We start from the raw sequence: 21,724 nt of genomic DNA on the forward strand, positions 1-21,724 counted from the left end.
GATCGCGGGAGGTCAGGGGGTGGGGGTGAGGGCGGCGGCCCGGGAGGCCGCGTGTAGGCGGAGGACGCCGGCGGCTGTTGCGCCGACGCCGGTGATCAGGAACGCCGCCACCATGACCCGGGCGACCCCGGGCGACCAGGGCACCGGGGCGACGGACCGGGCGAACACCGCGGCGTTCGCCACCCCGGCGAAGAGCGCCAGGCAGGCCCCGGCCAGCGCCACCGCGAAGTCAGCCGCGGGGCGGCGGCGCAGCGCGTACCAGCCGGCGGCGACCGCGCCGAGGCCGGTGAGCAGCGACCAGATCTGCCCGGACAGCAGCCCGGACAGCACCCCACCGACGCCCTGGGCGCCCGCGTCGATCTCCCGTCCCACCGGATAGCCGACCGCTACCGCGCCGCCGACGACGAGCAGCGCGCCGAGTACGGCCAGCGCCCGCGCACCGGCGGTGGAGGCGGCGGCGAACAGGCCGAGCGCGCCCACCGCGAGCAGGCCGACGATGCTCACCGCCCACCAGGTGTACGCGTCCGGCGGCGGCACCCAGTCCAGGGTGCCGCCGATCGTCAGCGGGTCGGTGCCGTCGCGCAGCGGCACCGTCCAGTCCCGGACCCGGTGCTCGCGCTCCGGCGCGGCGCGTACCTCCGCTGGCGGCGTCGACTCCGGCCACAGTGCCCGCTGGTCGTGCCAGCGTGCCGTGGTCCCGTCGGCGATGCGCCGCCAGGACGGTGCGGCGGCCGGGTCGGCGTCGGCCGGAAGCGCGGTGTCGCCGGCGAGGGTGCGGTTGAGGTACGTGGCGGGGGAGCGGGTGTTCTCGAAGACACCGTCGGGACCGATCCGCAGGTACGGCTCGCCGGAGTAGCCGATCACCTCGACCGCCCGGCCGGTGCGGTTGGTCAGCTCCAGGCGTGCGCCCGCCTCGATGACCCGGACCGTCAGACCGGGCCGGGCCGGCGTGACGCCGGTGACGCGGGCGCGGTAGTCGGTGCCGTCCGGGGCGTCCGCGCCGTGTGCGGCGGCGGGCGCCGCGCCGAGCAGCGTCGCCGCGCACGCGGCGGCGGCGATCAGGCCGGCGCGCGCCAGGACGGTACGGATCACTTGCCGGCCGCCGCCACGGCTGCGGTGAGGCCCTGCGGGGTGCGGTCGGCGAGTGGCTGACCGTTGACGAGGATGGTGGGCGTGCCGGTGACGTCGCTGCGGCTGGCCTCCTCGGTGACGTGCTCGGTCCACGTCTTGTACGTGCCGTCCTTCACGCAGCCGCCGAACGAGCCCCGGTCCAGCCCCACGCCGACGCCGATGTCGATCAGTTCGTCGTCGCTGAGCCCGGCGCTGTCCTCGGGTGGCTGCTTGGCGAAGAGCGCTTTGGCGTACTCGCGGAACTTGCCGCCGGCCGCCGCGCAGCCGGACGCGGCCGACGAGCGGGTGGAGTACTCGGTGCTGGAGAAGCGGTTGAGGTAGGCGACCGGGTGGTACACCACCTTCGCCTTGTTCTCGGACGCCAACTGCTCCAACGTCGCGCCGCTGCTCTGCTCGAACTGGTTGCAGACCGGGCAGAGGAAGTCCTCGTAGACGTCGACGGTGACCGGGCCGCCGCCGGTGACGATGCCGGTGCCGGGCCCGTTGGCGCCGGGCGGCGTGGTGAAGCTGTCCGAGCGCTGGTTGGACCAGACGCCCCAGCCGATCAGTCCGGCGATGACCAGTACCGCGACGGCGGCGGCGGACACCCAGATCGTGCGGCGGCGACGTCGTTCGCGGGCCAGTTGCTCGCGGACCACCCGGGCCGCGTCCCGCTGACCCTTGCGACTACTCATCCTCGTCCTCCATGGCGGGTTCGGCGGACAGCCAGCCGTCCACTGATACGGGCGTACGCGGCCACACCACCAGAAATCCGGCCAGTACCAAGAATCCCAGGTCCCGCAGGATCTCCGGGAGGTAACTCGGGGCCTGCCCCTCGGCGAGCTGCCCGCCGCTGCCGAAGCAGCCGCAGTCGATGGCCAGGCCACGCGCCCAGGCCGAGGAGATTCCCGCGATGAAGACCAGCAGCAGGGCGGTCGAGATCGCCGCGGTGAGCCGGGAGGCCAGACCGAGCAGCAGGAGCACGCCCAGGGCCAGCTCGACGAAGGGCAGCGCCGCGCCGATCACGGTCGCGGCGTCGTACGGCAGCACCTGGTACGCGTTCACGGCCCGACCCGAGGCGGCCAGGTCACCGACCTTCGACGCCCCGGCGACGAGCCAGACGGCGGCGAGGCCGAGGCGGGCCGCCGTGCCGAGCCAGGGCCGGACAGCCGCCCAACGGCCGACCCGCGTGGGGGGTGCAGTCACGCTCATTTGTCGTTCCGTCTCAGCCGGAAGTTCCCGGCTCAGCCGGTGCGGGCGTCGTCGACCGCCGCGACCAGCTCGTCGCGGGCTCGGGCGACCCGGGAGCGGATGGTGCCCACGGGCACTCCCTCGACGGCGGCGGCCTCGGCGTACGAGAGACCGAGCAGTTGGGTGAGCACGAACGCCGCCCGTCGCTCGGGGCTCAGCCGCCGCACGAGGTCGTCGGCGCCGAGCTGCCCGGCGTGGTCGGGGTGCGGACGGTCGGTGTGGGCGTTCGCGACCAGTCGCTCGTCGAGGCGACGTCGGCGGACCACCGTGCGCAGGTGGTCGGCGCAGGCGCGCCGGGCGATGCCGAGCAGCCAGGTGCGGGCGCTGGACCGGCCCTCGAACGCCGGCAGGGCCTTGAACGCCCGCAGGTACGTCTCCTGGGCGAGGTCGTCGGCGCTGTCCGGGCCGACCAGGGCGGCGGTGAAGCGCCAGACCTCGGCCTGGGTCAACCGCACGAACACCGCCTGGGCGGTGGGGTCGCCGTCGCGCGCGGTCAGGGCCGACTCGGTCGCCGGGTCCGGGCCGGCGTCACCGGACGGACCGGTGGGGCCGGCGGGGCCGGTGTCGCGCGGGACGGGGATCACGACAAACCAGGTTACGCGGCGTCGGGTGCGGCGTCAGGGTCCTTCGGCCCTTGGATGGTCTGCGACACGTCGGGAACTTTTCCCCGTCGTCAGCCGACTACCTGCTCATGACACGCGACCTCTCCCGCGCGGCGATGGCGGCTGAGCGGAATTGAGCCGTTCGCCCGACTCGGTTCGCCGAGATCCACTGGGGTCGGCGACCATGGCAGGCATGACTGTCGCCCCCCGCCGCTGGGCCGCCCGGTTGGCTGCCGCCGCCGGCCTCCTGGTCACCGTCGTCGCCCTGTTGATCGCGCCAGCCACCCCGGCCAGCGCCCACGCGGTGCTGTCCAGCAGCAGCCCGGCCGCCTCCTCGGTGGTGCCGAACGGCCCATCCGAGGTGGTGCTCACCTTCAGCGAGTCGGTCCGCAAGGTCCCCGACAAGGTTCGGGTGATCGCTCCGGACGGCTCCCGGGCCGACCGGGGTGAGCCGTCGTTCGCGGGCGCGGTGGTGACCATTCCGGTGGATCCGGCCGCCGGGCGCGGCACCTACCTGGTGAGCTTCCGGGTGATCTCCGCCGACAGCCACCCGGTCTCCGGCGCGTTCACCTATTCGGTCGGCGCGCCCTCGACGCCGCCGGTTGACTCCGGCAACGACAGCCGCGCCAACCCGGTGGTGGGCACCGCCGTGAAGGTGGCCCGGTTCCTCGGGTACGCCGGTCTGGTGCTGCTGGTCGGGCCGGTCCTGGTGCTCGCCGCGCTCTGGCCCCGGCGGCTCTCCCGGCGGGGGCCCGCCCGGCTGGCCTGGGCCGGTCTCGGCCTGACGGCGCTGGCCACTCTCGCCGACCTGTGGTTGCAGGTGCCCTACACCGCCGGTGGTGGCCTCTTCGACGTGACCGGCGCGGGGTTCGGCAGCGTCTTCGGCAGTACCTTCGGCGCGGCCCACCTGGTCCGGCTCGGCCTGCTGGCCGCGGCGGCGTTCCTGCTGCGGCCGCTGCTGGAACGTCCGGCCGGCCGTACCGACGCGATCATCCTGGCGCTGCTCGGCGGGGCGGCCCTGCTGACCTGGCCGCTGGCCGGGCACCCGGCCGCCTCCCCGGCGCCGGCGGTGTCCGTGGTGGTCGACGCGGTCCACCTGGGCAGCATGGCGGTCTGGTTGGGCGGCCTGCTCATGCTCGCGGTCTTCCTGCTGCGCCAGGCCGACGAGCGGGAGTTGGGCGCGATCCTGCCCATCTGGTCGCGCTGGGCCGCGCTCGCCGTCGCGGCCCTGCTGCTGGCCGGCACCGTGCAGGCGCTGATCGAGGTGGCGACCCTCGACGCGCTCTTCAGCACCACCTACGGGCGGCTGCTGCTCGCCAAGATCGGGCTGTTCGCGATCGTGATCGCCGTGGCCGCGTACTCCCGGCAGTTGGTCCGTCGGCGGGTGGCCGCGCAGCGACCGGCGCCGGTGCGCCGGGCGGTCCTGGTGGAGTTGGCCGTCACCGCCGTGGTGCTGGCCGTGTCCGCGACCCTGGTGCAGACCGCGCCCGCGCGGACGGCGGCGGCCGACTCCTCCGGCGTCGAGGCGGGCCTCTTCTCCACCACCCTGAACAGCTCGCTCTTCTCGATGCAGGTCGAGTTGAGCCCGGCCGAGCGGGGCAACAACTCGGTGCACCTGTACGCGTACAGCAAGGACAACCTGCCGCTGCCGGTGGTGGAGTGGCGGGCGACCGCCGCGCTGCCGTCGGCCGGTATCGAGCCGATCGACGTGCCGCTGCTGCCGTTGACCGACAACCACGCGTACGGCGACATCAGCCTGCCGGCCGCCGGCGAGTGGCAGTTGAAGATCACCGCTCGCACGACCGACATCGACCAGGCCACGGTGACCGCCACCGTGCCCATCCGTTAGAGAGGTCCACGACACCCATGACCCGACTCCGGCGTACCGCATCCGCCGCTGCCGCCCTGGCGCTGACCGCCGTCGCCACCGCCGTGCTCGGCTTCGCCGGTCCGGCCTCCGCCCACGTCACGGTGAACCCGAAGGAGGCGACCCAGGGCGGCTACGCCCGGGTGGCGTTCCGGGTGCCCAATGAGAGCGACACCGCCTCGACCACCAAGCTCGAGGTGGTGCTGCCGGAGAACGCCCCGGTCGGCTCGGTGTCGACCATCCCGGTGCCGGGCTGGACGGTGGCGACGGAGAAGCGCAAGGTGGAGCCGCCGATCGAGGTGCACGGCAGCCAGCTCACCGAGGCGGTCTCCAAGATCACTTGGACGGCCACGGGTGACGCGGCCGTCAAGCCGGGGCAGTTCCAGGAGTTCGGCGTCTCGATGGGGCCGCTGCCGAAGGTCGACACGATGGTCTTCAAGACCCTCCAGACGTACTCCGACGGCAACGTCTCGCGCTGGATCGACGAGCCGCAGCCGGGCGGCGAGGAGCCGGAGAAGCCCGCCCCGGTGCTCACCCTCACGGCTGCCGCGCCGACGGCGTCGGCCGCCGCGCCGTCCGCCGTGGCCGTCGCCGACAAGGACGACGACGACGAGGGCGACGGCGTCGCCCTCGGCCTCGGCGTCGCGGGTCTCGTCGCCGGCCTGGCCGGCCTGGCACTGGGCGGCCTGGCGTTTGCCCGGACCCGCCGGGAGCCGGCCGCCAAGTCCTGATCCCGTCGCTCACCCGCTGGCCCGCCGGAAATCCGGCGGGCCAGCGTGCGTCCCGGGCCGGGAGCGGCCGTGCCGTGGATATCCCCTGATCAGCGGGCGTACGTCGGTAAGGTCGGCCGGGTATCTGGCTACGGAGGGGGACAGTGCGAATGCGGTTCGTGCGGGTGATCGCCGGAATGCTGCTGTTGGTCATCGGGATTCCGGCGCTGCTCGCCGGCGGCGGACTGTGGCTGGTCGCCCGGCACACCGATCCCGGTGGGGCCTACGCCGCCCGGTTCGAAACCGTCCGCACACCGGGCCACGCGGTCGTGGTCACCGACCTCGACCGGCTGCTGCGGCGGGAGGCGCCCTTCGCGCGCGGCACGCAGACCCGTCTGCGGCTCGACGCCCGGACGCCCGATGGCCCGGCGTTCGTGGGGCTCGCGCCGACCGCCGAGGTGCGCCACTGGCTGGAGTCCGTGCCGTACGCCTCGGTCCGCCGGGTGGCGCTGGCCCGGGGGCCGCTGCCGGTCCGTCTGGAAGCCGCGGTCCCACCCGTGGCCCCGGCCGTCGATGCGGTCCGCCCGCCGCTGGGCCTTCCGTTCTGGGTACGCGAGGGCATCGGCACCGTCGAGTGGAGCGCCGACGACCTCGCGGGCGAGCCGATGAGCCTGGTGGTGATGCGCCCGGACGGCCGTGCCGACCTGACGCTGGAGCTGCGCGCCGAGCTGCGGGCCGGCTGGGTCGGCCCGGTCGCCTGGGGACTGCTGGTGGCGGGGGTGTTGCTGGTGGCGTGCGCGGTGCTGCTCCTGCTGCGCCCACCGCGTCCGCGTGAGGTGGTCTTCGTGGTCGAACCGGACCAGGTGCCCGTCCTCGCCGGCCGGCTCGGGGTCACGTCGCTCAGCGGCCTGGGCGTCCGCGATCCCCATCCCGTCCGGTCGGTGCCGGCCGTACGACAGCTCGCCCCGGTCGGCTCCGGCGTGTCCGAGTGGTCCCGGTCGGCGATCGGCGCGGAGCCGGCCCGGCCGACGCCGGAGGACTGACGTGGCAAGTGGCCCTTCGCGCTGCCGACGCGAAGGGCCACTCTCACCGGGGGAGCGGTGCTACCCGAGCGACGCTTGAGGTAGATGGGTTCAGATTAGCGGCGATGGACATTACTGGGGACTTGTGTCCATTTGGCGCGAATTTTCCTCCGTGCGGACCGGGCGGTACACGCGCACCGGCAGCGCCACCAGCAGCAGCAGACTGAGCAGGACGTAGGGGTTCTGCAGGACGAAGTCGACCGGATCGTGGGTGCGGACCGGCGCCGTACCCCATTTCTGGAACGTCACCACGCCGTAGACGATCACGGCGGTGGTGCCCACGGCGAGCGCGGCGGACCACCACCGCTGGCGTGCCTCGTCCGGGCGTTTCGCGCTGAGCGCGGCGTCGGCGAGCAGCACCACCGCCGGCACGAACCAGTAGATGTGGTGGGTCCAGGTGATCGGACTGATCAGAGCACCGACCAGGCCGGTCAGGGTCAGGCCGGTCAACGCGTGACCAGCCCGCGCGGCCCGGGCAGCCCGCCACAGTCCGTAGCCGGCCACCGCCGCCACGATCACCAACCACAGCAGCCGGTCCGGCTTCTCCGGCGCGGTGAACCGGCTCAGCAGACCGAAGACCGACTGGTTGCCGACATAGTCGGTGCGTCCCACCCGGTCGGTGTCCCACAGCTCCTGCGTCCAGAACCGCCAGGAGTCGCCGGGCGCGACCGCCGCCGCCAGCAGGGTCGCCGCCGCCGCCGTCACGCTCGCCACCGCGGCGGCCCGCCACCGGCGGGTGGCCACCAGGTACACGATGAAGATGCCCGGGAAGAGCTTGAGCGCCGTCGCCAGCCCGATGCCGACCCCGGCCCAGCGCCGCGCCTGCGGTACGGCGAACAACAGGTCCGCCAGGATCAGCACGACCAGCAGCATGTTGATCTGCCCGAGGGTGATCGTCTCGCGGGTGATCTCCACCGCCAGCACCAGCAGCACGGCGGCCGTCACGGTGAACGTGCGGGGCAGGTCATGGCGGACGATCACGGGCATCACCAGCCACCGGGTGGTCAGCACCACCGCCGCCACCGTGAGCACCGTGAAGATCGTCACGGTGACGCCGAGCCGGAGCAGTCCGAACGGCCACAACAACAGGGCGCTGAACGGCGGGTACGTGAAGTACAACTCACCCTGCACCCGGTCCGGCTGGACGTAGTCGTAGAGCGGGTGACCGGCCGTCCACCAGTCCATCGCCGACATGTAGATCTTCAGATCGAAGAAGTTGTGCACCAGGTTGCGCAGGTAGAGCGCGGGCAGCACGGCGACCAGCGCCACGATCGCGACCAGCCGACGGACCGTACGGCCACCGGGATCGTCGTCGGTGACGGCGGGCGGTGCGATGGGTTCGGCTGGCACTTGAGAAACCCTAGCGGTCCACCCCCTGAAGAGCGCGCAGCAGCGGGGCGTGGGCTGCGCGTAGGCTGTCCCGGTGGCTGACCTCCTCGTCTGGATCGACTGTGAGATGACCGGGTTGGACCTCGGCAGTGACAAGCTGATCGAGGTCGCGGCACTGGTCACCGACCCCGACCTCAACGTGCTCGGTGATGGTGTCGACGTGGTGATCCACGCCGACGAGGCGGCGCTGGAGGCGATGCCGGAGATCGTCCAGACGATGCACGCCAAGTCGGGCCTCACCGAGGAGGTCCGTCGGTCGGCGGTCACCCTGGCCGAGGCCGAGGACCGGGTGCTGGAGTACGTGAGCACCTTCGTGAAGGACCCGCGTACCGCGCCGCTGTGCGGCAACTCGATCGCCACCGACCGCGGCTTCATCGCCCGGGACATGCCCCGCCTCGACGCGCACCTGCACTACCGCATGATCGACGTGTCGTCGATCAAGGAACTCTGCCGCCGCTGGTACCCCCGTGTGTACTTCGGCCAGCCGCAGAAGGGCCTGGCGCACCGGGCGCTCGCCGACATCCGCGAGAGCATCCGCGAGCTGGAGTACTACCGGCGCACCATCTTCGTGCCGCTGCCCGGCCCGGACGTCGAGACCGCCAAGGGCATCGCCGCCGAGCTCTGATCCGGCGCCGCTCGGCCGGCGGGGAACCCGCTGGACGCCGTGCGCGGTGGTGGGGCTATTATTGGTCCGCACGACGCCCGGGGCGACAGACCGAGTGTCGGAGGCATGGTGGCTGTAGCTCAGTTGGCAGAGCACCGGGTTGTGGTCCCGGTTGTCGTGGGTTCAATTCCCATCAGTCACCCCAATAGTCAGGCCCCCTCCTCGGAGGGGGCCTGAGCTGTTTGTGCGGGCCGCGCGCCTGGCTGATCCACTCCAGGTCGCCGATCTGCGGGTATCCAGCCGCCCGGACACCCCGACATCGCCGACCTGGAGTGGATCAGCCTCTCGGCTCAGCTCGTCGGCGTCGGCGATGGGGTGCCGGCGGCGTCCGGGGCCGCCGGGGCGTCCGGGTCGTACGGCAGGGCACTGCCCTTGACGTACTCGTCCCAGCTCATGTTCCAGTCCGTCCAGCCGTTGCCGTTCTGGAGCTTGCGCTCGGTCCCCTTGACGGTGATCGGGTCACCGACCTCGGTGTTCTTGAACAGCCAGTCGCCGTTCGCCATCGACACGTTCACGCACCCGTGCGAGACGTTGACGCTGCCCTGCTGACCCTCGGACCAGGGGGCCGCGTGGATGAACTCGCCGCCCCAGGTGAGGCGCTGCGCGAAGTCAATCTTGGTGCGGTAGCCGTCCTCGGGGCCCAGCTCCTCGAACGTGTCGAAGACCGTCTTGCGCAGCTTCTCGATCACGATCATGGTGCCGCTGGACGAGGGGGTGCTCTTCTTGCCCAGGCTGACCGGGATCGTCTTGATCACCTTGCCGTCGCGGGTCACCGTCATCCGCTTGGTCTTGTTGTCGACCGTCATGATCAGCTTGGGGCCGATCTTGATGTCGACCGACAGGTCCGCGCGGCCGTAGTAGCCGTCGCCCATCGGCAGGCCACCCGCCTGGACGCGGTACGAGACCTTGCTGTTCGCCTTCCAGAACTCCTTCGGCCGGTACCGGACCTCGGTCGGGCTGACCCAGTGCCAGATGCCCGGCTGGGCCGGCGTCGAGGTCACCGTCATGCGGCGCTGCACGTCGTCGCGGTAATCCTCCGGGATGTCCCGGCTGAACTTCACGATCAGCGGCATCCCGACACCGACCTGCTGGTTGTCGCCGAGGAAGCTGCTCACCCGGACCTGCTTGTCGGGCTTGGCCATCGTGGTGAAGGTGCTGGTCGCGGTGGCCGGCCGACCGTCGTCGCCGGTGGCCGTGACCGTGGCGGTGTAGCTGGTGCCGTACGCCAGGGCTTCGCTCGGCAACCACGACTTACCGTCCGCCGCGAGGGTCCCCTTGACCGCCTTGCCGGCCGCGTCCTTGAGCTCGACGGCGGTCTCCTGGGCATCCTGCGTGGTGAAGGTGATGCCGGTGGAGGCGGGTACGTCCTTGGCGTCGGCCGCCGGTTCGGCGATGGTCGCCGACGCCTTGGGCGCGGGTGTTTCGGCCCCGCCCTGCCACGAGGACGGCTTGCCGCCACCGCCGTCGCCGTCGGTGCAGGCGGCGGTGAAGGCCAACGCCACGGCGAGGAGTCCCGCCGCGAGCACGCGGCGTCGCCCGCGGGGCGGGATCAGCTGGTCCTGGCTAGCTCGCATGATGTCCTCACAGTCGTGGTCGCTGACCCATCGTCTCCTAAAGACGTGTCAGAACCGGTCCTGGTTGCCGCGGGTGGGCAGGAACACGCCGCGCACGATGTCGGATTTTTGTTACTATCCGGCGTTTCGTGATTAGGGTTCGTCTTCCTGTCGAAGCCGAAGGGTCGCCGCCGCCGTCACGTCGCGGGCAGTGCAAGGGTACGCGCCGGCCCGTGCCATCGGCAGGGCCGGCGCGACGACGCCGGACGCTCAGAGCGCCGGGCCGGATCCACCCTTGGGTACCGGCAGCGCGCTGCCCTTGATGAACTCCGACCAGCTCAGACTCCACGCCGTCCAGCCGTTGCCGGCGGCGATCTTGCGCTCGGTGCCCTTGATGGTGATCGGGTCACCGATCCGCGTCTTGTCGAACAGCCACCTGGCGTTGGCCGTCGACACGTTCACGCAGCCGTGCGAGACGTTCTGCCGTCCCTGCACGTGCTCCGACCAGGGTGCGGCGTGGATGTACTCGCCGCCCCAGGTGAGCCGCTGGGCGAACTGGATGTCGGTGACGTAGCGGTTGGCCGGATCGGGATCGTCACGGGTGTCGAAGACCGTGGCTTCCTTCTTCTCCATCACGACCATCGTGCCGCTGGACGACGGGGTGCTCTTCTTGCCCAGGCTCACCGGGATGGTGCGCGTCAGCGCGCCGTTCTCGTACACCGACATCTTCTTCGTGGCGTTGTCGACCTTCATCACCAACGACCGGCCGATCTTGGCGGTCGCCTTGCGGTCGATGTCGCCGTACCTGCCGTTGCTCAGCGGCACCCCCGCCAACGCGATCCGGACGCTGATGGTGGTGCCCGGCTTCCAGTACTCCGGCGCCCGGTAGTACGCCTGCGTGCCGTTGTCGACCCAGTGCCAGGCGCCCGGCTGCGGCGGGTCGGTCTTGACGAACATCCGCTTCTGCACCGCCGCCCGGTCCTTCTTGGGGATGCCTGGGTGGAACTCGGTCACCACCGGCATCGCGACGCCGTAGCTCTTGTCGTCGAAGAGGTACAGGCCGGACCCGATGGTCGACTTCGGCTTGGCCATCGTGGTGAAGGAGCTGGTGCCCTGGCTGCTCGTGCCGTCCGGCGTGCTCGCCGTCACCGTGGCCGTGTACTTCGTACCCCACTTCAGGGGCGCGGACGGCACCCAGGCCGAGCCGTCGGCGCGGAGCTTGCCCTCCACGGTCGCGCCGCCGGCCGCGGTCAGGGTGACCGCGGACACCTTCCCGCCGCTCGGCAGCTTGGCGCTGATCTCCGTACTCACGGGCTTGTTCTTCGTGCCGTCGGCCGGGCTCAGCGTCAGCGCCGGCCCACTGGGCGCGCTGGGCTCGCCGCTCGTCGACGGGGCGGCCGAGTCGGGTGCGGTACCCGCATCCGCCGACGTCCCGCCGACGAATTCCGGTTTCTTCTGCTCGTCGCCGCACCCGGTCAGTGCCAGCGACGCCGCCAGAGTCAGAGCGCCCACCACCGCCCCGGCTCGCGTGAACCGTGCCATCCCCACCTCTGTTCTCGCGTACCTGGCGGACATCGTGCCGTATCAGTGGCCCGACCCACGCCCCCGTCCCAGGCCCGAGGGCTGGTTTGTGGCTGTATGCCCGTTAAGCTCGACCGAAGGGGGGAGTCGGGTAACCGGATTGGAGCCCGCCTTGGCGGGGTGCTAATGTTCTCTCCGTTGCCGAACGAGCGCCGCTAGCTCAACTGGCAGAGCAGCGGACTCTTAATCCGCGGGTTCGGGGTTCGAGTCCCTGGCGGCGCACCAAACGAGCAAGGCCCTGACCGGGTTGATTTACCGGGTCGGGGCCTTTTTCGCGTGCGACGGGCGGTGGGCACGGGTCGAAAAGTCGAAGGACCGGAGCGACCGACTTTCCTCGAGCATTCTCGCGAGGGCCGGGTGTCGACGATTACGGTGGTGGCGTGGGGGGACGTCGGCGGGTTCGCGTGCGGGGAGACCTCTACCACCCGGTTGTGCCGCCTGGCGCCGTGTACGTCGGACGGCAGGGGTTCGGGTTGCGACGTTCTCCGTGGGCCAATCCGTTCAGCCTGCGGCAGCATGATCGGGCGGAGGCGTTACGCCTCTATCGGCAATGGCTTGTGGGGCAGCCTGCTCTTGTTGATCGAGCGCGGCGGGAACTCACGGGGAAGCAGTTGGCGTGCTGGTGCCGCACTGAGGACCCGTGCCATGCCGACGTGCTGGCCGAACTCATCGGTTGACGTGCGATCGGTGTCGAGCTGCGGGCCGTCTCGGTGCGTAGACACCGCCGATGCTGAAGGATTGCGGTCGTGCCGCCTGGTTGCCTACGTAGAAGGCGACGTCGCGGTCAGCCCCGCAGAGTTGGGTGAGGAACTTGTCTCTCAGCTGCTCCGCAGCCTCCGCGTCGGTGAGTCGGTCCAGCCTGCGTTGTAGGGCGACGAACTCCCAGTCCCAGAGGGTCTGCTGGTGGCCGCGGCAATGGCGGTCCGCGCAACGGTAGCGGTACGCACCAGTGAAGCGTGGTGCTTGAAGTGCGCTGCGCTTGGTCGGTTCCAGCAGATCGAGCTGGTTGAGGTAGCCCTCGATCTTCTTGCGGTCCTCCGCTGACCAGCCGGGATGTCGCTTGACCTGTAGAGCTGAGATGTCAACCGCGCGAATCAACGCGATCGATCGTCCGCTCGGATCCTCACGGATCTGCTTGTTGAGCCGGCACATGGAGTCTTCGACGAGTGGATCGAGGAGACTCCGACGCGATTGCCGACTGGCAAGATGCCGCTCGGTCGTGATCGTGTCCACGATCGGCTTCCAGCTCTCGCGCCGCTGGTCTTGCCTGGCTGGCAGCGCCTCAACGTGGATGACGTCGTACTTGTGGAACTTGCTGTCGTCGTCGAGATCCCGGTAGTGCACGGGATAGAGGCGGATCCACCCCGTCCAGGGCGGGTCCAGGCCCAGTGCCCCGACGCAAACCGTCTCCCCGTACCGGGCGGAGGGGTTGGGGGCCGCCTTCACTGTGATCAGGAGGCGAAGTCTTGCTGGTCGTGCCAGGACTGGCTTTGGCTCGTCGTCGGTGCTCGGTCCCCACAACGGAAGCTGTTCCATCGAAACCACCTACATCGCTAGATGTAGCTATAGGAACGCACTGAGTTACATAGACAGTCTCATGTTCGGCGGATCTGGCGCTAGTCCATCGCGGGTTGCCCTCGGCCTGTCTCATCCGTTTCGTGGACGAAAGAAACGAAGGTGGTTACGATGATTTCGACTAGGAGGCGTCATGACTGCGGCTGCACTGAAGGAAGAGACGTACCTGCCAGAAGCTGATGGGCAGGTTGCCCAGGTCCACGACTTCATCCAGGCCCACGAGCGGACGGGACGGGGGCCGGTCGCACCACGTTACTTCCTGGCCGGAGCCACCCCAGGTGACCGCGTCGAGCTTCCAGCCGAGGTCTACGGGATGCTTCGCCAGGTTGTCGAGGCGCTCCAGCAGGGGTTTGCGGTGACTGTGGCTCCGCGGACGCTGAAGCTGACAACCCAGCAAGCCGCCGACCTGCTCGGAGTCAGTCGACCGACGGTCGTCAAGTTGCTTGACGAGGGCAAGGTTCCGTTTGAGCGATTGGGGACTCACCGACGCATCCTTCTCCCCGACCTGCTTGCGTACCGGGCGCAGCGCAGGGCTGACCAGTACGCCGCGCTTGAAGCAACCTCAGTGGACATTGATGACGAGGAAGACCTCGACGCGTTGACGCGGCGACTGCGCGAAACGCGTCGCGCAGTCGCACGACGCCGCAAGGGCCTGACAGAATAGGCCAGTGTTCACGGCCCTTCTCGACACCTGTGTTCTCTGGCCAGACCTGCAACGCGACTTTCTTCTATCCCTTGCGATCGAGGGCTTGTATCGGCCTGTGTGGAATTCGGTCGTGCTCGAGGAGTTGGAATACGAGCAGAGAGCAAAGTTGATCGAGCGAGGGCATGAAGCTGACGAGGCCGCCAAGCGAGCACAGCACCTCATCGAGCAGATCAGACAGCATTTCGACGATGCGGAGGTCGGTGGGTGGGAGGGTCTGGAAGGTACCTACGGCCTGCCCGACCCCGACGATGAGCATCTCGTTGCTGCCGCGGTTGTCGCCAACGCCGGCGCTGTCATTACGCTTAACGTGCGAGACCTGCCTCCGGGTAAGTTGCCTCGCGGGTTGCAGGTGCTCTCGCCCAAAGAGTTCGCAGCCAATACCGTCTCCCTTGATCCGGTTAGAGCCTGCGCTGCCGTGGCTGCCATAGCCAAACGCTCCGGCAGACTGGGTCGGGTTCAGGCCGAAGAGGACATCTTGGAAATTCTCGACCGCCGCTACGGGATGACGTCTGCGGTCGAGATGATGCGACAGGCGGCGGTCGATCTGCTGGTGCCGCCTCCGCAACCTCGGGTCGGCGAGCCGGCGACGCGCTTTGACGCCCGCGGATCGGCTGCGAAGTGACCAAGCAAGGCGCGAGTACCGTCCGTCATACGTGGTCGGCGACTCGCAACCGTGGCCACTGCTGCTCGGTCCAGGCCCGCAACAGCCACTCCGCCGGCCCGTACCGGAACCGTGCCATCCACGCCACGCTGGCTGCGACCTGCACGCCATAGATCGCGACCGCGACGAGGAGCACGACCGGGGGTGCGACGGCACCGGCGAGGCCCAGGCCGACGCCGGTGAAGACCAGTACGCAGAGCACCGACTGACCCAGGTAGTTGGACAGGGACATCCGTCCGGCCGGCGCGAGCACGGTCACGATCCGTCGTCCCCGGTCGGTCGCGAAGAACTCCAGGAGCGTGGCGGCGTACGCGGCCGCGAGCAGCGGCGCGGTCAGGACGCCCACCGTCACTCCGGTCAGGTTGCCGGTGCCTCCACCCGAGGCGAAGACCACGGCGCCGGCCAGGCCGACCGGATAGCCCACGCGCTGTACCCGGCGTAGGAGCTGCCGGTTCCCGGCGATGTCGGTGAGGAGCCGGCGACGCCCCGCCGCGTACCCGAAGAGGAACGCCGAGAGGGCGAGCGGCCCCTGCACGAGGAGCGTGCCGACCATCGCCGGCAGTTGGCGTACGTGCTCGGCGATCACCGATCCGAGCCCGCCCTGTAGCGCCTCGGTGGACCGCTGCCCCGCGGCGAGCGCCGCCGCCGGGTCGGTGACCAGTTCGGTTCCGCCGACGGCCGCGAGCGCGAGGACGAAACCGATCCCGGCGGTCAGCAGTACGGCTGCGCGCAGCGCGGTCCCGACCGCGACTCGTCGCATGGCGAGCAGCACCAGGCCGAGAAGCGCGTACGTGGTCAGGATGTCGCCCTGGAACAGCAGCACCGCGTGCAGGACGCCGAGGACGAAGAGTCCGGCCAACCGTCGCCGGAACCGGGGGACGATGTCGACGCCGCGCCGGGCGGCGGAGTCGAGTTGGAGGGTGAAGCTGTAGCCGAACAGGAAGGCGAAGAGCAGATACGCCTTCATCGCGAACAGCAGCTCGACCGACCACAGTGCCGCCTGGTCACCCCATGAGTCGTGGGCGGGATCGGGAACCAGGTGGAAGGGGTAGCCGGAGGCGAAGAAGGCGATGTTGACGAGCAGGATGAGCAGCAGCGCCACGGCGCGCAGGGCGTCGACGTCGGCGATCCGGGAGGACGTCCCGGGCAGCTCGGCGAGCACGACTGGCGGGTCTTTGCTGGAGAATTTCACGACTACCCCCGTAAGCGACAGAGAACCTTTTCGCAGGCTATGAGGCGGCCGGTCCAGGTGACAGCCGGTGAGCGGGACTGTCGCCGGTGGGGCAGGCCCTACCTCCGCGGCGACCGGTCCCCGACAGAGCGCGGGAATCCCGTCGCCGCGCCCCTACAGTCCCCACCATGAGGTGGACGCTTCGATCGGCTACCGGACTCGCCGTACTCGTGACGGCCCTGGTGGCCGGGGCGGCGAGCGCCGCCGCGGCGCCCGACGGCGACGGCCTCGGCCTGGCCCTGCGGCCCGGGCAGGCGGACTACCGCGCCGGTGACCAGGTCCACCTGGACCTCACCGTCACGAACTCGACCGGGTCGGCGTGCGCGCTGCCCACCACGGCCGTCGGCACCGTCCAGATAACCGGGGTACGCCGGGACGGGCGCGATCTCACGCCCACGCTCGCCCGCAGCTTCCACGACGACGGGATCGCCGCGGCGGCCACCGCCGGTCTGACCACTGTCGAGCCCGCGGCGACGGCGACCGTGACGCTCACCGGGATCCGGCTGGGTGACGCTCCCGGCGAGGTCGTGCTCCGCTCGGTGGCGGCCACCGGGGACGGCGGCGGTCTCGACTCGCTCTGGCCGGTCGGCGCTCCCGGCCGGTACGAGGTGACGGCCGGCTACGTGCCACTGCCGGTCACCGGCGCGGTCGACCCCTGCACGGGCGCGACGGCCCTGCGGAGCACCACGTTCACGGTCGGCGACGGCGGTGCGTCCGGTCGCCGCTGGCTCTGGCCGGCGGCCGGCGTACTGCTGCTGGTGCTGCTCCTGGCCGCGCTGGTGATCCTGCTGCGGGTACGCCGCCGGCCGACCGCCGCGACCGTGGTCCTGCTGCTGGTGGCCGTCGGTGCGCTGGTCGGCGGCGGGGCCCGCCCGGCGCGGGCCGACTACTCGGTCGACCCGACCTCCGGTGTGCCGATCAAGGGCGTCGACTTCCAGGCCGCCGTGGACGGCTGTCTGAGCGGGTTCGCCGCGCCGGGCGGGGACCCGTCCGGCATCCTGCCCCGGCTGAAGGACAAGAAGAGCCCGAAGGTGCGGATCATCCCCACCCCGGGCGGCTCCGGCGCGTTCGAGACGCCGGACAGCCCCGACGGCAAGGGCTCGTCCACCGTCACCTGGAATCCGACCTCCACCGACCCGTACGAGGACGGCGTGGCCCGCGATCCGTGCGCCGCGCTCTACCACGAGCTGAACCACGCCGACGACATCTCCCGCGACGCGGTGCCACCGGGCGAGTGCGGAAGCACGGGCATTCCCACCGCCGAGGTGCGGGCGACGTTGGCGGAGAACCGTTACCGGGCGGCGAAGGGCCTGCCGCCGCGCAAGGACTACAAGGGCAAGCCGCTGCCGAAGAGCCTGGACGAGTGCAAGAAGCCGCCGAAGAAGACGCCCCCGCCGAAGGGGCCGGTGAAGATGTGTGAGGACGGCGCCGACTGCGGCGGCAGCAACGGCGACCCGCACCTGGTCACGTTCGACCGGGTCGCCTACGACTTCCAGGCCGTCGGCGAGTTCACCCTGGTCGCCGCGACCGAAGGTGACCCGCTGGAGGTCCAGGTCCGGCAGTCGCCGATGACGGGCTCCCGGTCCGCCTCGGTCAACTCGGCGGTCGCGTTCCGGATCGGCGTCCACCGCGTCGCGCTCACCCTCACCGACGGCGCCACCCGGGTGCACGTCGACGGCACGCCGGTCGCCGCGCCACCGGAGCGGACCGACCTGGCCGGCGGCAACCTCACCCGCCGCCCGTCCGACACCGGCGAGACCGACGGGTACGACGTGACGTGGCCGGACGGCTCGGCGGCGGCGGTGGACCAGATCGGCCGTTACGGCTACCGGGTGCTCGTCCGGCTCGCCGACGGCCGGGCCGGGAAGGTACGCGGCCTGCTCGGCGACTTCGACGGCGACCCGGCCGACGACATCGCCCCCGCCGGCAGCGCGGCCCTCGCCCAGCCCGTGCCGTTCGCCACGCTCTACCCGTCGTACGCGGACAGTTGGCGGCTCACCCAGGACCGTTCGCTGTTCCCGTACGGCGACGGCGAGGACACCGGCACGTTCACCGACCGGACCTTCCCCGAGCGGGAGGTGACCGTCGCCGACCTCGACCCGGCCCGGCGTGCCGCCGCCGAACGGATCTGCCGGTGGGCCGGCGTCACCGCGGCGGGCCCGCTCGCTGACTGCGTCTTCGACGTCGCCGTCAGCGGGCGTGGTGAGTTCGCCGTCGCCGGGGCCACCACCGAACGGATCGCCCCGCCGATCGCCCCGCCGATCAGCGCCGTGCCGATCGCCACGGCCAGCCTCACCCCGGGCGGCGAGCCGCTGACGTTCAACGGGCGCACCGGGGACGCCGTCTTCGTCGACGTCACCGCGCCGGGGATGGCCGACCGCTGCTCGCCGTACGTGCTCACCGACCCGACCGACCGGCTGATCGGAGCCGGCTGCGCCATCGGCGGCGTCGGGTACATCGACCGCGTCGACCTCACCACCACCGGCACGTACGCCGTGCGGGTCACCGCCGCCGCCGGCGACACCGGACGAGCCGTCGTCCGGGTGTACGTGGCCCGGGACGTCGACGGCACGCTGCAGGCGAACGGCCCGGAGGTCACCGCGACCCTGGAGCAGCCCGGCGCGTGGGCCCGGTACCGGTTCGCCGGGCAGCAGGGCGAGCGCGTCTTCGTCGAGGCGCCCACGAGCACACTGCCCAACCAGTGCACCCCGCTGGAACTGCGCGACACCGAAGACCGGCTGCTGAGCAGCGGCTGCGTGATCAACGGCGTTGGCGAGATCGACGGCACGCTGTTGCCCGCCGACGGGACGTACACGGTGGTGGTCGATCCGACCGGACGCACCACCGGCACGACCACACTGCGGCTGGTCAGCAGCCGCGACCGGGCGGCGACGATCACCGTTGGCGGTCCGCCGGTCGTCGCCACCGTGGACCGGCCGGGGGCGGTGACGAGCTACCGGTTCACCGCCGCCGCCGGGACGTCGGTGAGTCTGACCGCGACCGCCTCCGACCTGCCCGACCAGTGCGGTGTGCTGGAGCTACGCGCCCCCGACGGCAGCCCGATCACCAGCGGATGTGTGATCAATGGGGCTGGTGACATCGACCGGACGACGCTGCCGGCCGCCGGCACGTACACGGTGGTGGTGGACCCGTCCGGGGTCGCGACCGGGCAGGTCACGTTGACGCTGCGGTGATGCGGTGATCGGTGGCGGCTGGGCGACACCACACGCCGGGCGGCGCGCTGCTGAGCAGCCACCGATCGACCCCTCGGGCGGCCCGGGTCTAGGTTCTTCCCGGTTGGTATCGACGACGGGGGTACGGGGTGGGCGACGAGAAGCTCGACGATGCGGGCATCAGGGACGGGTTCGACCTGCTGGTCACCCCCGACGTCCGGTACACGCGGTTGCGGCGACGGGATCTGCGGCGGATGAGTTTGCTGTTCGTCATCTCGGGGCTGCTGTTGTCGATCACGAGTCTCGGTACGTTCTCGGCCGATGGTGGCTGGCTCCTCGCCGGGCTGTTCGGCCTCCCGTTCGGGGTGGTCTGGTTCGTCGTGGGGCTGATCAACGGCTCGGCGTACCTGCGAGGCCACGCCGAGTTGAGCGCGCCGGTGCGGTACGTGTTCACCGCGGAGGCCATCGAGTGGCACGCCGCCCATGCGACGTTGCGGTTGCCGTGGACGGCGATCAGGCACGCCGTTCGGATGCGGGAGGCGTACCGTCTGGACTGCGCAGACCAGCAGCCCCGCTACCTGTGCCGGACAACACTGACGCCGGCTGAGGACGCGCGGGTGACGGCGTACCTCGATGAGCGGTTGGCCGCGCGGCTGGCCACCGAGGCGTCCGTGCGGCCGATGCCACCGGTCGGTGCCGGCTCGTAGTCGGACCGGCCGGGCGAGGTCCGGATCCGTTGGCCGACCACCGGTGCGCCCCCATCGGTGCGAACCTACTGCCGCTTGGGGAGCAGCAACTCCTCGTGGTCGAGTTCCCGCTCCAGGACCCGCAGCTCCTCGTCCGGGAGCCGCCCGGAGTCACGCCAGCGCACCAACTCCTCGCGCTGGGCGTCGAGCGCGGTACGGCGGACCCGCAGCGCCGTCTCGTACTGCGGTGACGTGGGGATCTCCGACGATCCACTCTGTTCGAGCAGGTCGAGCCGGCCGCGGTAACGCGCGAGGCGGGCCAGCAACTGGGTACGCGTGGTGTTGACGGCCACCGCGCTGTCCGGTTCGGCGGCGGCGACCTCGTCGAGACGGGCCAGAGCCGCCTCGACCGCCGCGGAGCGGGCCTCGTTGCGTACCCGGGCCTGGTCGGTTTCGTTGGCGCGCAGGCCGAGCATCCGCACGAGCGGTGCGAAGGTCAGACCCTGACCGACCAGCGTCACGAGCACGACCACGAAGGTGCAGAACAGCAGCAGGTCGCGGTCGGGAAAGGGCGACCCGTCGTCGGTGGTCAGCGGCAGGGTGAAGATCGCGGCCAGGCTGATGACGCCGCGCGTGCCGGACCAGCTCAGCGCCACCACCTCGCGGGAGGTGAGTCGGCGGGCGTTGCGGTCCGCCCGCGCGACCTGTCGGGCGGTGTTCGGCTCGTCGGCGTCGTCCTGCTCGGAGATGCCGCCGAGGCGGGTGTGCAGGGACCGGGGGAGCGACTGGGTCAGCACCAGCCACCCGGGACGCAGGAGCAGCACCACACCCACGGAAACCGCGACGGCGATGACGATCGTCGACGTGTCGTACTGGCGCAGTCCCTTGACGACCTCGGGGAGCTGCTGGCCGATCAGCAGGAAGACGAAGCCTTCGAGGAGGAAGTCGACGAGCCGCCACACCGCGCTGGTCTGGAGCCGGGCGGCCCCGGACCCGACCTGGGGCGTCTGGTGGCCGACGATCAGCCCGGCGATCACCACGGCGAGTACGCCGGAGACGTGCAACGCCTCGCCCAGCAGGTAGGCCACGAACGGTGTCGCGAGCGAGATCGCGTTGGACAGCAGCGGGTCCGCGGTGAGCGGGCGGGCCAGTCGTTTCGCCCAGGCGACGGCGACGCCGACGGCGACCCCGCCGACCGCCGCCAGCACGAACTGGGCCACGGCGGCGGGGAACGAGAACGTGCCACCGACGGCGGCGGCCACCGCGACGCTGAGCATCGTCAGCGCTGTCGCGTCGTTGAGCAGCCCCTCGCCCTGGATGATCGTGACCATCTTCGGCGGCAGGTTGACCCGGCGGCCCACCGCGAGGGCGGCCACCGGGTCGGGCGGGGCGATGGCGGCGCCGACCGCGATGCCGGCGGCCAGGGTCGCGCCCGCGACGAACAGGTGGAACCCGAGGCCGACGAGCAGCCCGGTGAGGAGCACCAGCATCACCGAGAGGCTGACCACGATGCGCAGGTTCCGGCGGATGTCCAGCAGTGAGGAGTCCAACGCCGCGCTGTAGAGCAGCGGCGGCAGCACGACCATGAGCACCAGCTCCGGGTCGAGGCCGATGTTGGGGCCGGGTAGCAGCGCGTACACGATCCCGATGAGCGGCAGCAGCGCGGCCGCCGGCAGGCCGGTACGGGACGCCACCCACCGGACGGCGACGATGACCGCCACGGCGGCGAGCACGAACAACACCATCGAATGGGCGCTCACCTGGTGACGTCCCCCCGGATCGGCGCGTGGGTCTCGGGGTCGACCCTACCCGGCACCGGACCGTACGGAATCGTCGTGGACTCGGCGCGCGAGCGTCCGGCCTTGCCCATCAATTGGTGCGCT

The 21,724-nt window shown here is 71.1% G+C and carries 18 protein-coding genes, 2 tRNA genes and 1 pseudogene; 11 read left to right on the forward strand and 10 right to left on the reverse strand.

The features are described from left to right. Window positions 1–12: 12 nt before the first annotated feature. From AB0J36_RS20315 to AB0J36_RS20330, 4 genes are read right to left on the reverse strand one after another with little or no spacing between them, the layout of a single operon-like run. Window positions 13–1,092, reverse strand: coding sequence for a hypothetical protein (locus AB0J36_RS20315; protein ID WP_357127602.1), 1,080 nt, complete (start codon window positions 1,090–1,092; stop codon window positions 13–15). Next, on the reverse strand, window positions 1,089–1,805 hold the full coding sequence (locus AB0J36_RS20320; protein ID WP_357127599.1) for a thioredoxin domain-containing protein: 717 nt from the start codon (window positions 1,803–1,805) through the stop codon (window positions 1,089–1,091). The genes AB0J36_RS20315 and AB0J36_RS20320 overlap by 4 nt, the downstream gene beginning before the upstream one ends. Continuing rightward, on the reverse strand, window positions 1,798–2,322 hold the full coding sequence (locus AB0J36_RS20325) for a MauE/DoxX family redox-associated membrane protein (RefSeq protein WP_357173079.1): 525 nt from the start codon (window positions 2,320–2,322) through the stop codon (window positions 1,798–1,800). The genes AB0J36_RS20320 and AB0J36_RS20325 overlap by 8 nt, the downstream gene beginning before the upstream one ends. 32 nt (window positions 2,323–2,354) lie before the next feature. Continuing rightward, window positions 2,355–2,945, reverse strand: coding sequence for a sigma-70 family RNA polymerase sigma factor (locus AB0J36_RS20330; protein WP_357127593.1), 591 nt, complete (start codon window positions 2,943–2,945; stop codon window positions 2,355–2,357). A gap of 202 nt (window positions 2,946–3,147) precedes the next feature. On the opposite strand from AB0J36_RS20330, the gene AB0J36_RS20335 reads away from it, so the two are divergent. From AB0J36_RS20335 to AB0J36_RS20345, 3 genes and pseudogenes are all read left to right on the forward strand, one after another. Then, window positions 3,148–4,812 carry a copper resistance protein CopC gene (locus AB0J36_RS20335; protein ID WP_357173082.1) on the forward strand — a complete coding sequence of 555 codons (1,665 nt, stop codon included), beginning with the start codon at window positions 3,148–3,150 and terminating at the stop codon, window positions 4,810–4,812. A gap of 17 nt (window positions 4,813–4,829) precedes the next feature. Further along, window positions 4,830–5,561, forward strand: a complete 732-nt coding sequence (locus tag AB0J36_RS20340; RefSeq protein ID WP_357173085.1) for a YcnI family protein — start codon at window positions 4,830–4,832, stop codon at window positions 5,559–5,561. Between the two features lie 677 nt (window positions 5,562–6,238). Further along, window positions 6,239–6,523 (forward strand): annotated as a pseudogene (locus AB0J36_RS20345) (hypothetical protein); the annotation flags it as partial. A 171-nt stretch (window positions 6,524–6,694) separates the two neighbouring features. Here AB0J36_RS20345 and AB0J36_RS20350 read toward each other — a convergent pair. After that, on the reverse strand, window positions 6,695–7,972 hold the full coding sequence (locus AB0J36_RS20350; RefSeq protein ID WP_357127585.1) for a glycosyltransferase 87 family protein: 1,278 nt from the start codon (window positions 7,970–7,972) through the stop codon (window positions 6,695–6,697). A gap of 73 nt (window positions 7,973–8,045) precedes the next feature. On the opposite strand from AB0J36_RS20350, the gene orn reads away from it, so the two are divergent. Together orn and AB0J36_RS20360 are read left to right on the forward strand one after the other, a co-directional pair. Further along, a complete protein-coding gene (gene orn, locus AB0J36_RS20355) occupies window positions 8,046–8,636 on the forward strand; it encodes an oligoribonuclease (RefSeq protein WP_308195323.1) in 591 nt (196 codons plus the stop codon). 108 nt (window positions 8,637–8,744) lie between these two features. Continuing rightward, window positions 8,745–8,820, forward strand: a tRNA-His gene (locus tag AB0J36_RS20360). A 145-nt stretch (window positions 8,821–8,965) separates the two neighbouring features. Here the strand turns inward: AB0J36_RS20360 and AB0J36_RS20365 are convergent. Beyond that, on the reverse strand, window positions 8,966–10,249 hold the full coding sequence (locus tag AB0J36_RS20365; RefSeq protein WP_363660990.1) for an Ig-like domain-containing protein: 1,284 nt from the start codon (window positions 10,247–10,249) through the stop codon (window positions 8,966–8,968). A gap of 249 nt (window positions 10,250–10,498) precedes the next feature. Then, a complete protein-coding gene (locus tag AB0J36_RS20370; protein ID WP_363660991.1) occupies window positions 10,499–11,770 on the reverse strand; it encodes an Ig-like domain-containing protein in 1,272 nt (423 codons plus the stop codon). A 188-nt stretch (window positions 11,771–11,958) separates the two neighbouring features. On the opposite strand from AB0J36_RS20370, the gene AB0J36_RS20375 reads away from it, so the two are divergent. Together AB0J36_RS20375 and AB0J36_RS20380 are read left to right on the forward strand one after the other, a co-directional pair. Continuing rightward, window positions 11,959–12,034, forward strand: a tRNA-Lys gene (locus AB0J36_RS20375). A gap of 206 nt (window positions 12,035–12,240) precedes the next feature. Continuing rightward, complete coding sequence (locus AB0J36_RS20380; RefSeq protein ID WP_355052179.1) at window positions 12,241–12,486, forward strand: DUF4326 domain-containing protein; 246 nt, start codon at window positions 12,241–12,243, stop codon at window positions 12,484–12,486. On the opposite strand, the gene AB0J36_RS20385 is transcribed toward AB0J36_RS20380, so the two are convergent. Continuing rightward, complete coding sequence (locus AB0J36_RS20385) at window positions 12,476–13,345, reverse strand: hypothetical protein (RefSeq protein ID WP_357127572.1); 870 nt, start codon at window positions 13,343–13,345, stop codon at window positions 12,476–12,478. The two genes, AB0J36_RS20380 and AB0J36_RS20385, sit on opposite strands and share 11 nt — an antisense overlap. Before the next feature lie 172 nt (window positions 13,346–13,517). Here AB0J36_RS20385 and AB0J36_RS20390 point away from each other — a divergent pair, with 172 nt between their 5' ends. Both AB0J36_RS20390 and AB0J36_RS20395 read left to right on the forward strand, forming a co-directional pair. After that, a complete protein-coding gene (locus AB0J36_RS20390; protein ID WP_363660992.1) occupies window positions 13,518–14,048 on the forward strand; it encodes a helix-turn-helix domain-containing protein in 531 nt (176 codons plus the stop codon). A gap of 4 nt (window positions 14,049–14,052) precedes the next feature. Beyond that, on the forward strand, window positions 14,053–14,712 hold the full coding sequence (locus AB0J36_RS20395; protein WP_357127569.1) for a PIN domain-containing protein: 660 nt from the start codon (window positions 14,053–14,055) through the stop codon (window positions 14,710–14,712). 25 nt (window positions 14,713–14,737) lie between these two features. Here the strand turns inward: AB0J36_RS20395 and AB0J36_RS20400 are convergent, their stop codons facing one another. Then, entirely contained in the window at window positions 14,738–15,943 is a 1,206-nt protein-coding gene (locus tag AB0J36_RS20400; protein ID WP_363660993.1) for a DUF418 domain-containing protein, read from the reverse strand. Between the two features lie 167 nt (window positions 15,944–16,110). Between AB0J36_RS20400 and AB0J36_RS20405 the strand changes: the two genes are divergently transcribed. Both AB0J36_RS20405 and AB0J36_RS20410 read left to right on the forward strand, forming a co-directional pair. Further along, window positions 16,111–19,176 (forward strand): VWD domain-containing protein, encoded by a 3,066-nt coding sequence (locus AB0J36_RS20405; protein WP_363660994.1) that lies wholly within the window; start codon window positions 16,111–16,113, stop codon window positions 19,174–19,176. 128 nt (window positions 19,177–19,304) lie between these two features. After that, a complete protein-coding gene (locus tag AB0J36_RS20410) occupies window positions 19,305–19,862 on the forward strand; it encodes a hypothetical protein (protein ID WP_357393688.1) in 558 nt (185 codons plus the stop codon). A gap of 65 nt (window positions 19,863–19,927) precedes the next feature. On the opposite strand, the gene AB0J36_RS20415 is transcribed toward AB0J36_RS20410, so the two are convergent. Next, window positions 19,928–21,586: a Na+/H+ antiporter gene (locus AB0J36_RS20415; RefSeq protein ID WP_357128026.1), complete on the reverse strand. Its 1,659-nt coding sequence runs from the start codon at window positions 21,584–21,586 to the stop codon at window positions 19,928–19,930. Window positions 21,587–21,724: the final 138 nt, after the last annotated feature.

This window comes from Micromonospora sp. NPDC049662 (assembly GCF_040675055.1).
In the GTDB taxonomy this organism is placed as follows: Bacteria; Actinomycetota; Actinomycetes; order Mycobacteriales; family Micromonosporaceae; genus Micromonospora.

Excerpts from the sequence above, each read along its gene's own strand:
- AB0J36_RS20320 (WP_357127599.1), bottom strand. The coding sequence starts at position 1,805 with ATGAGTAGTCGCAAGGGTCAGCGGGACGCGGCCCGGGTGGTCCGCGAG.
- AB0J36_RS20365 (WP_363660990.1), bottom strand. The coding sequence starts at position 10,249 with ATGCGAGCTAGCCAGGACCAGCTGATCCCGCCCCGCGGGCGACGCCGC.
- AB0J36_RS20390 (WP_363660992.1), top strand. The coding sequence starts at position 13,518 with ATGACTGCGGCTGCACTGAAGGAAGAGACGTACCTGCCAGAAGCTGAT.
- AB0J36_RS20335 (WP_357173082.1), top strand. The coding sequence starts at position 3,148 with ATGGCAGGCATGACTGTCGCCCCCCGCCGCTGGGCCGCCCGGTTGGCT.
- AB0J36_RS20370 (WP_363660991.1), bottom strand. The coding sequence starts at position 11,770 with ATGGCACGGTTCACGCGAGCCGGGGCGGTGGTGGGCGCTCTGACTCTG.
- AB0J36_RS20340 (WP_357173085.1), top strand. The coding sequence starts at position 4,830 with ATGACCCGACTCCGGCGTACCGCATCCGCCGCTGCCGCCCTGGCGCTG.
- AB0J36_RS20415 (WP_357128026.1), bottom strand. The coding sequence starts at position 21,586 with ATGGTGTTGTTCGTGCTCGCCGCCGTGGCGGTCATCGTCGCCGTCCGG.
- AB0J36_RS20405 (WP_363660994.1), top strand. The coding sequence starts at position 16,111 with ATGAGGTGGACGCTTCGATCGGCTACCGGACTCGCCGTACTCGTGACG.
- AB0J36_RS20325 (WP_357173079.1), bottom strand. The coding sequence starts at position 2,322 with ATGAGCGTGACTGCACCCCCCACGCGGGTCGGCCGTTGGGCGGCTGTC.
- AB0J36_RS20385 (WP_357127572.1), bottom strand. The coding sequence starts at position 13,345 with ATGGAACAGCTTCCGTTGTGGGGACCGAGCACCGACGACGAGCCAAAG.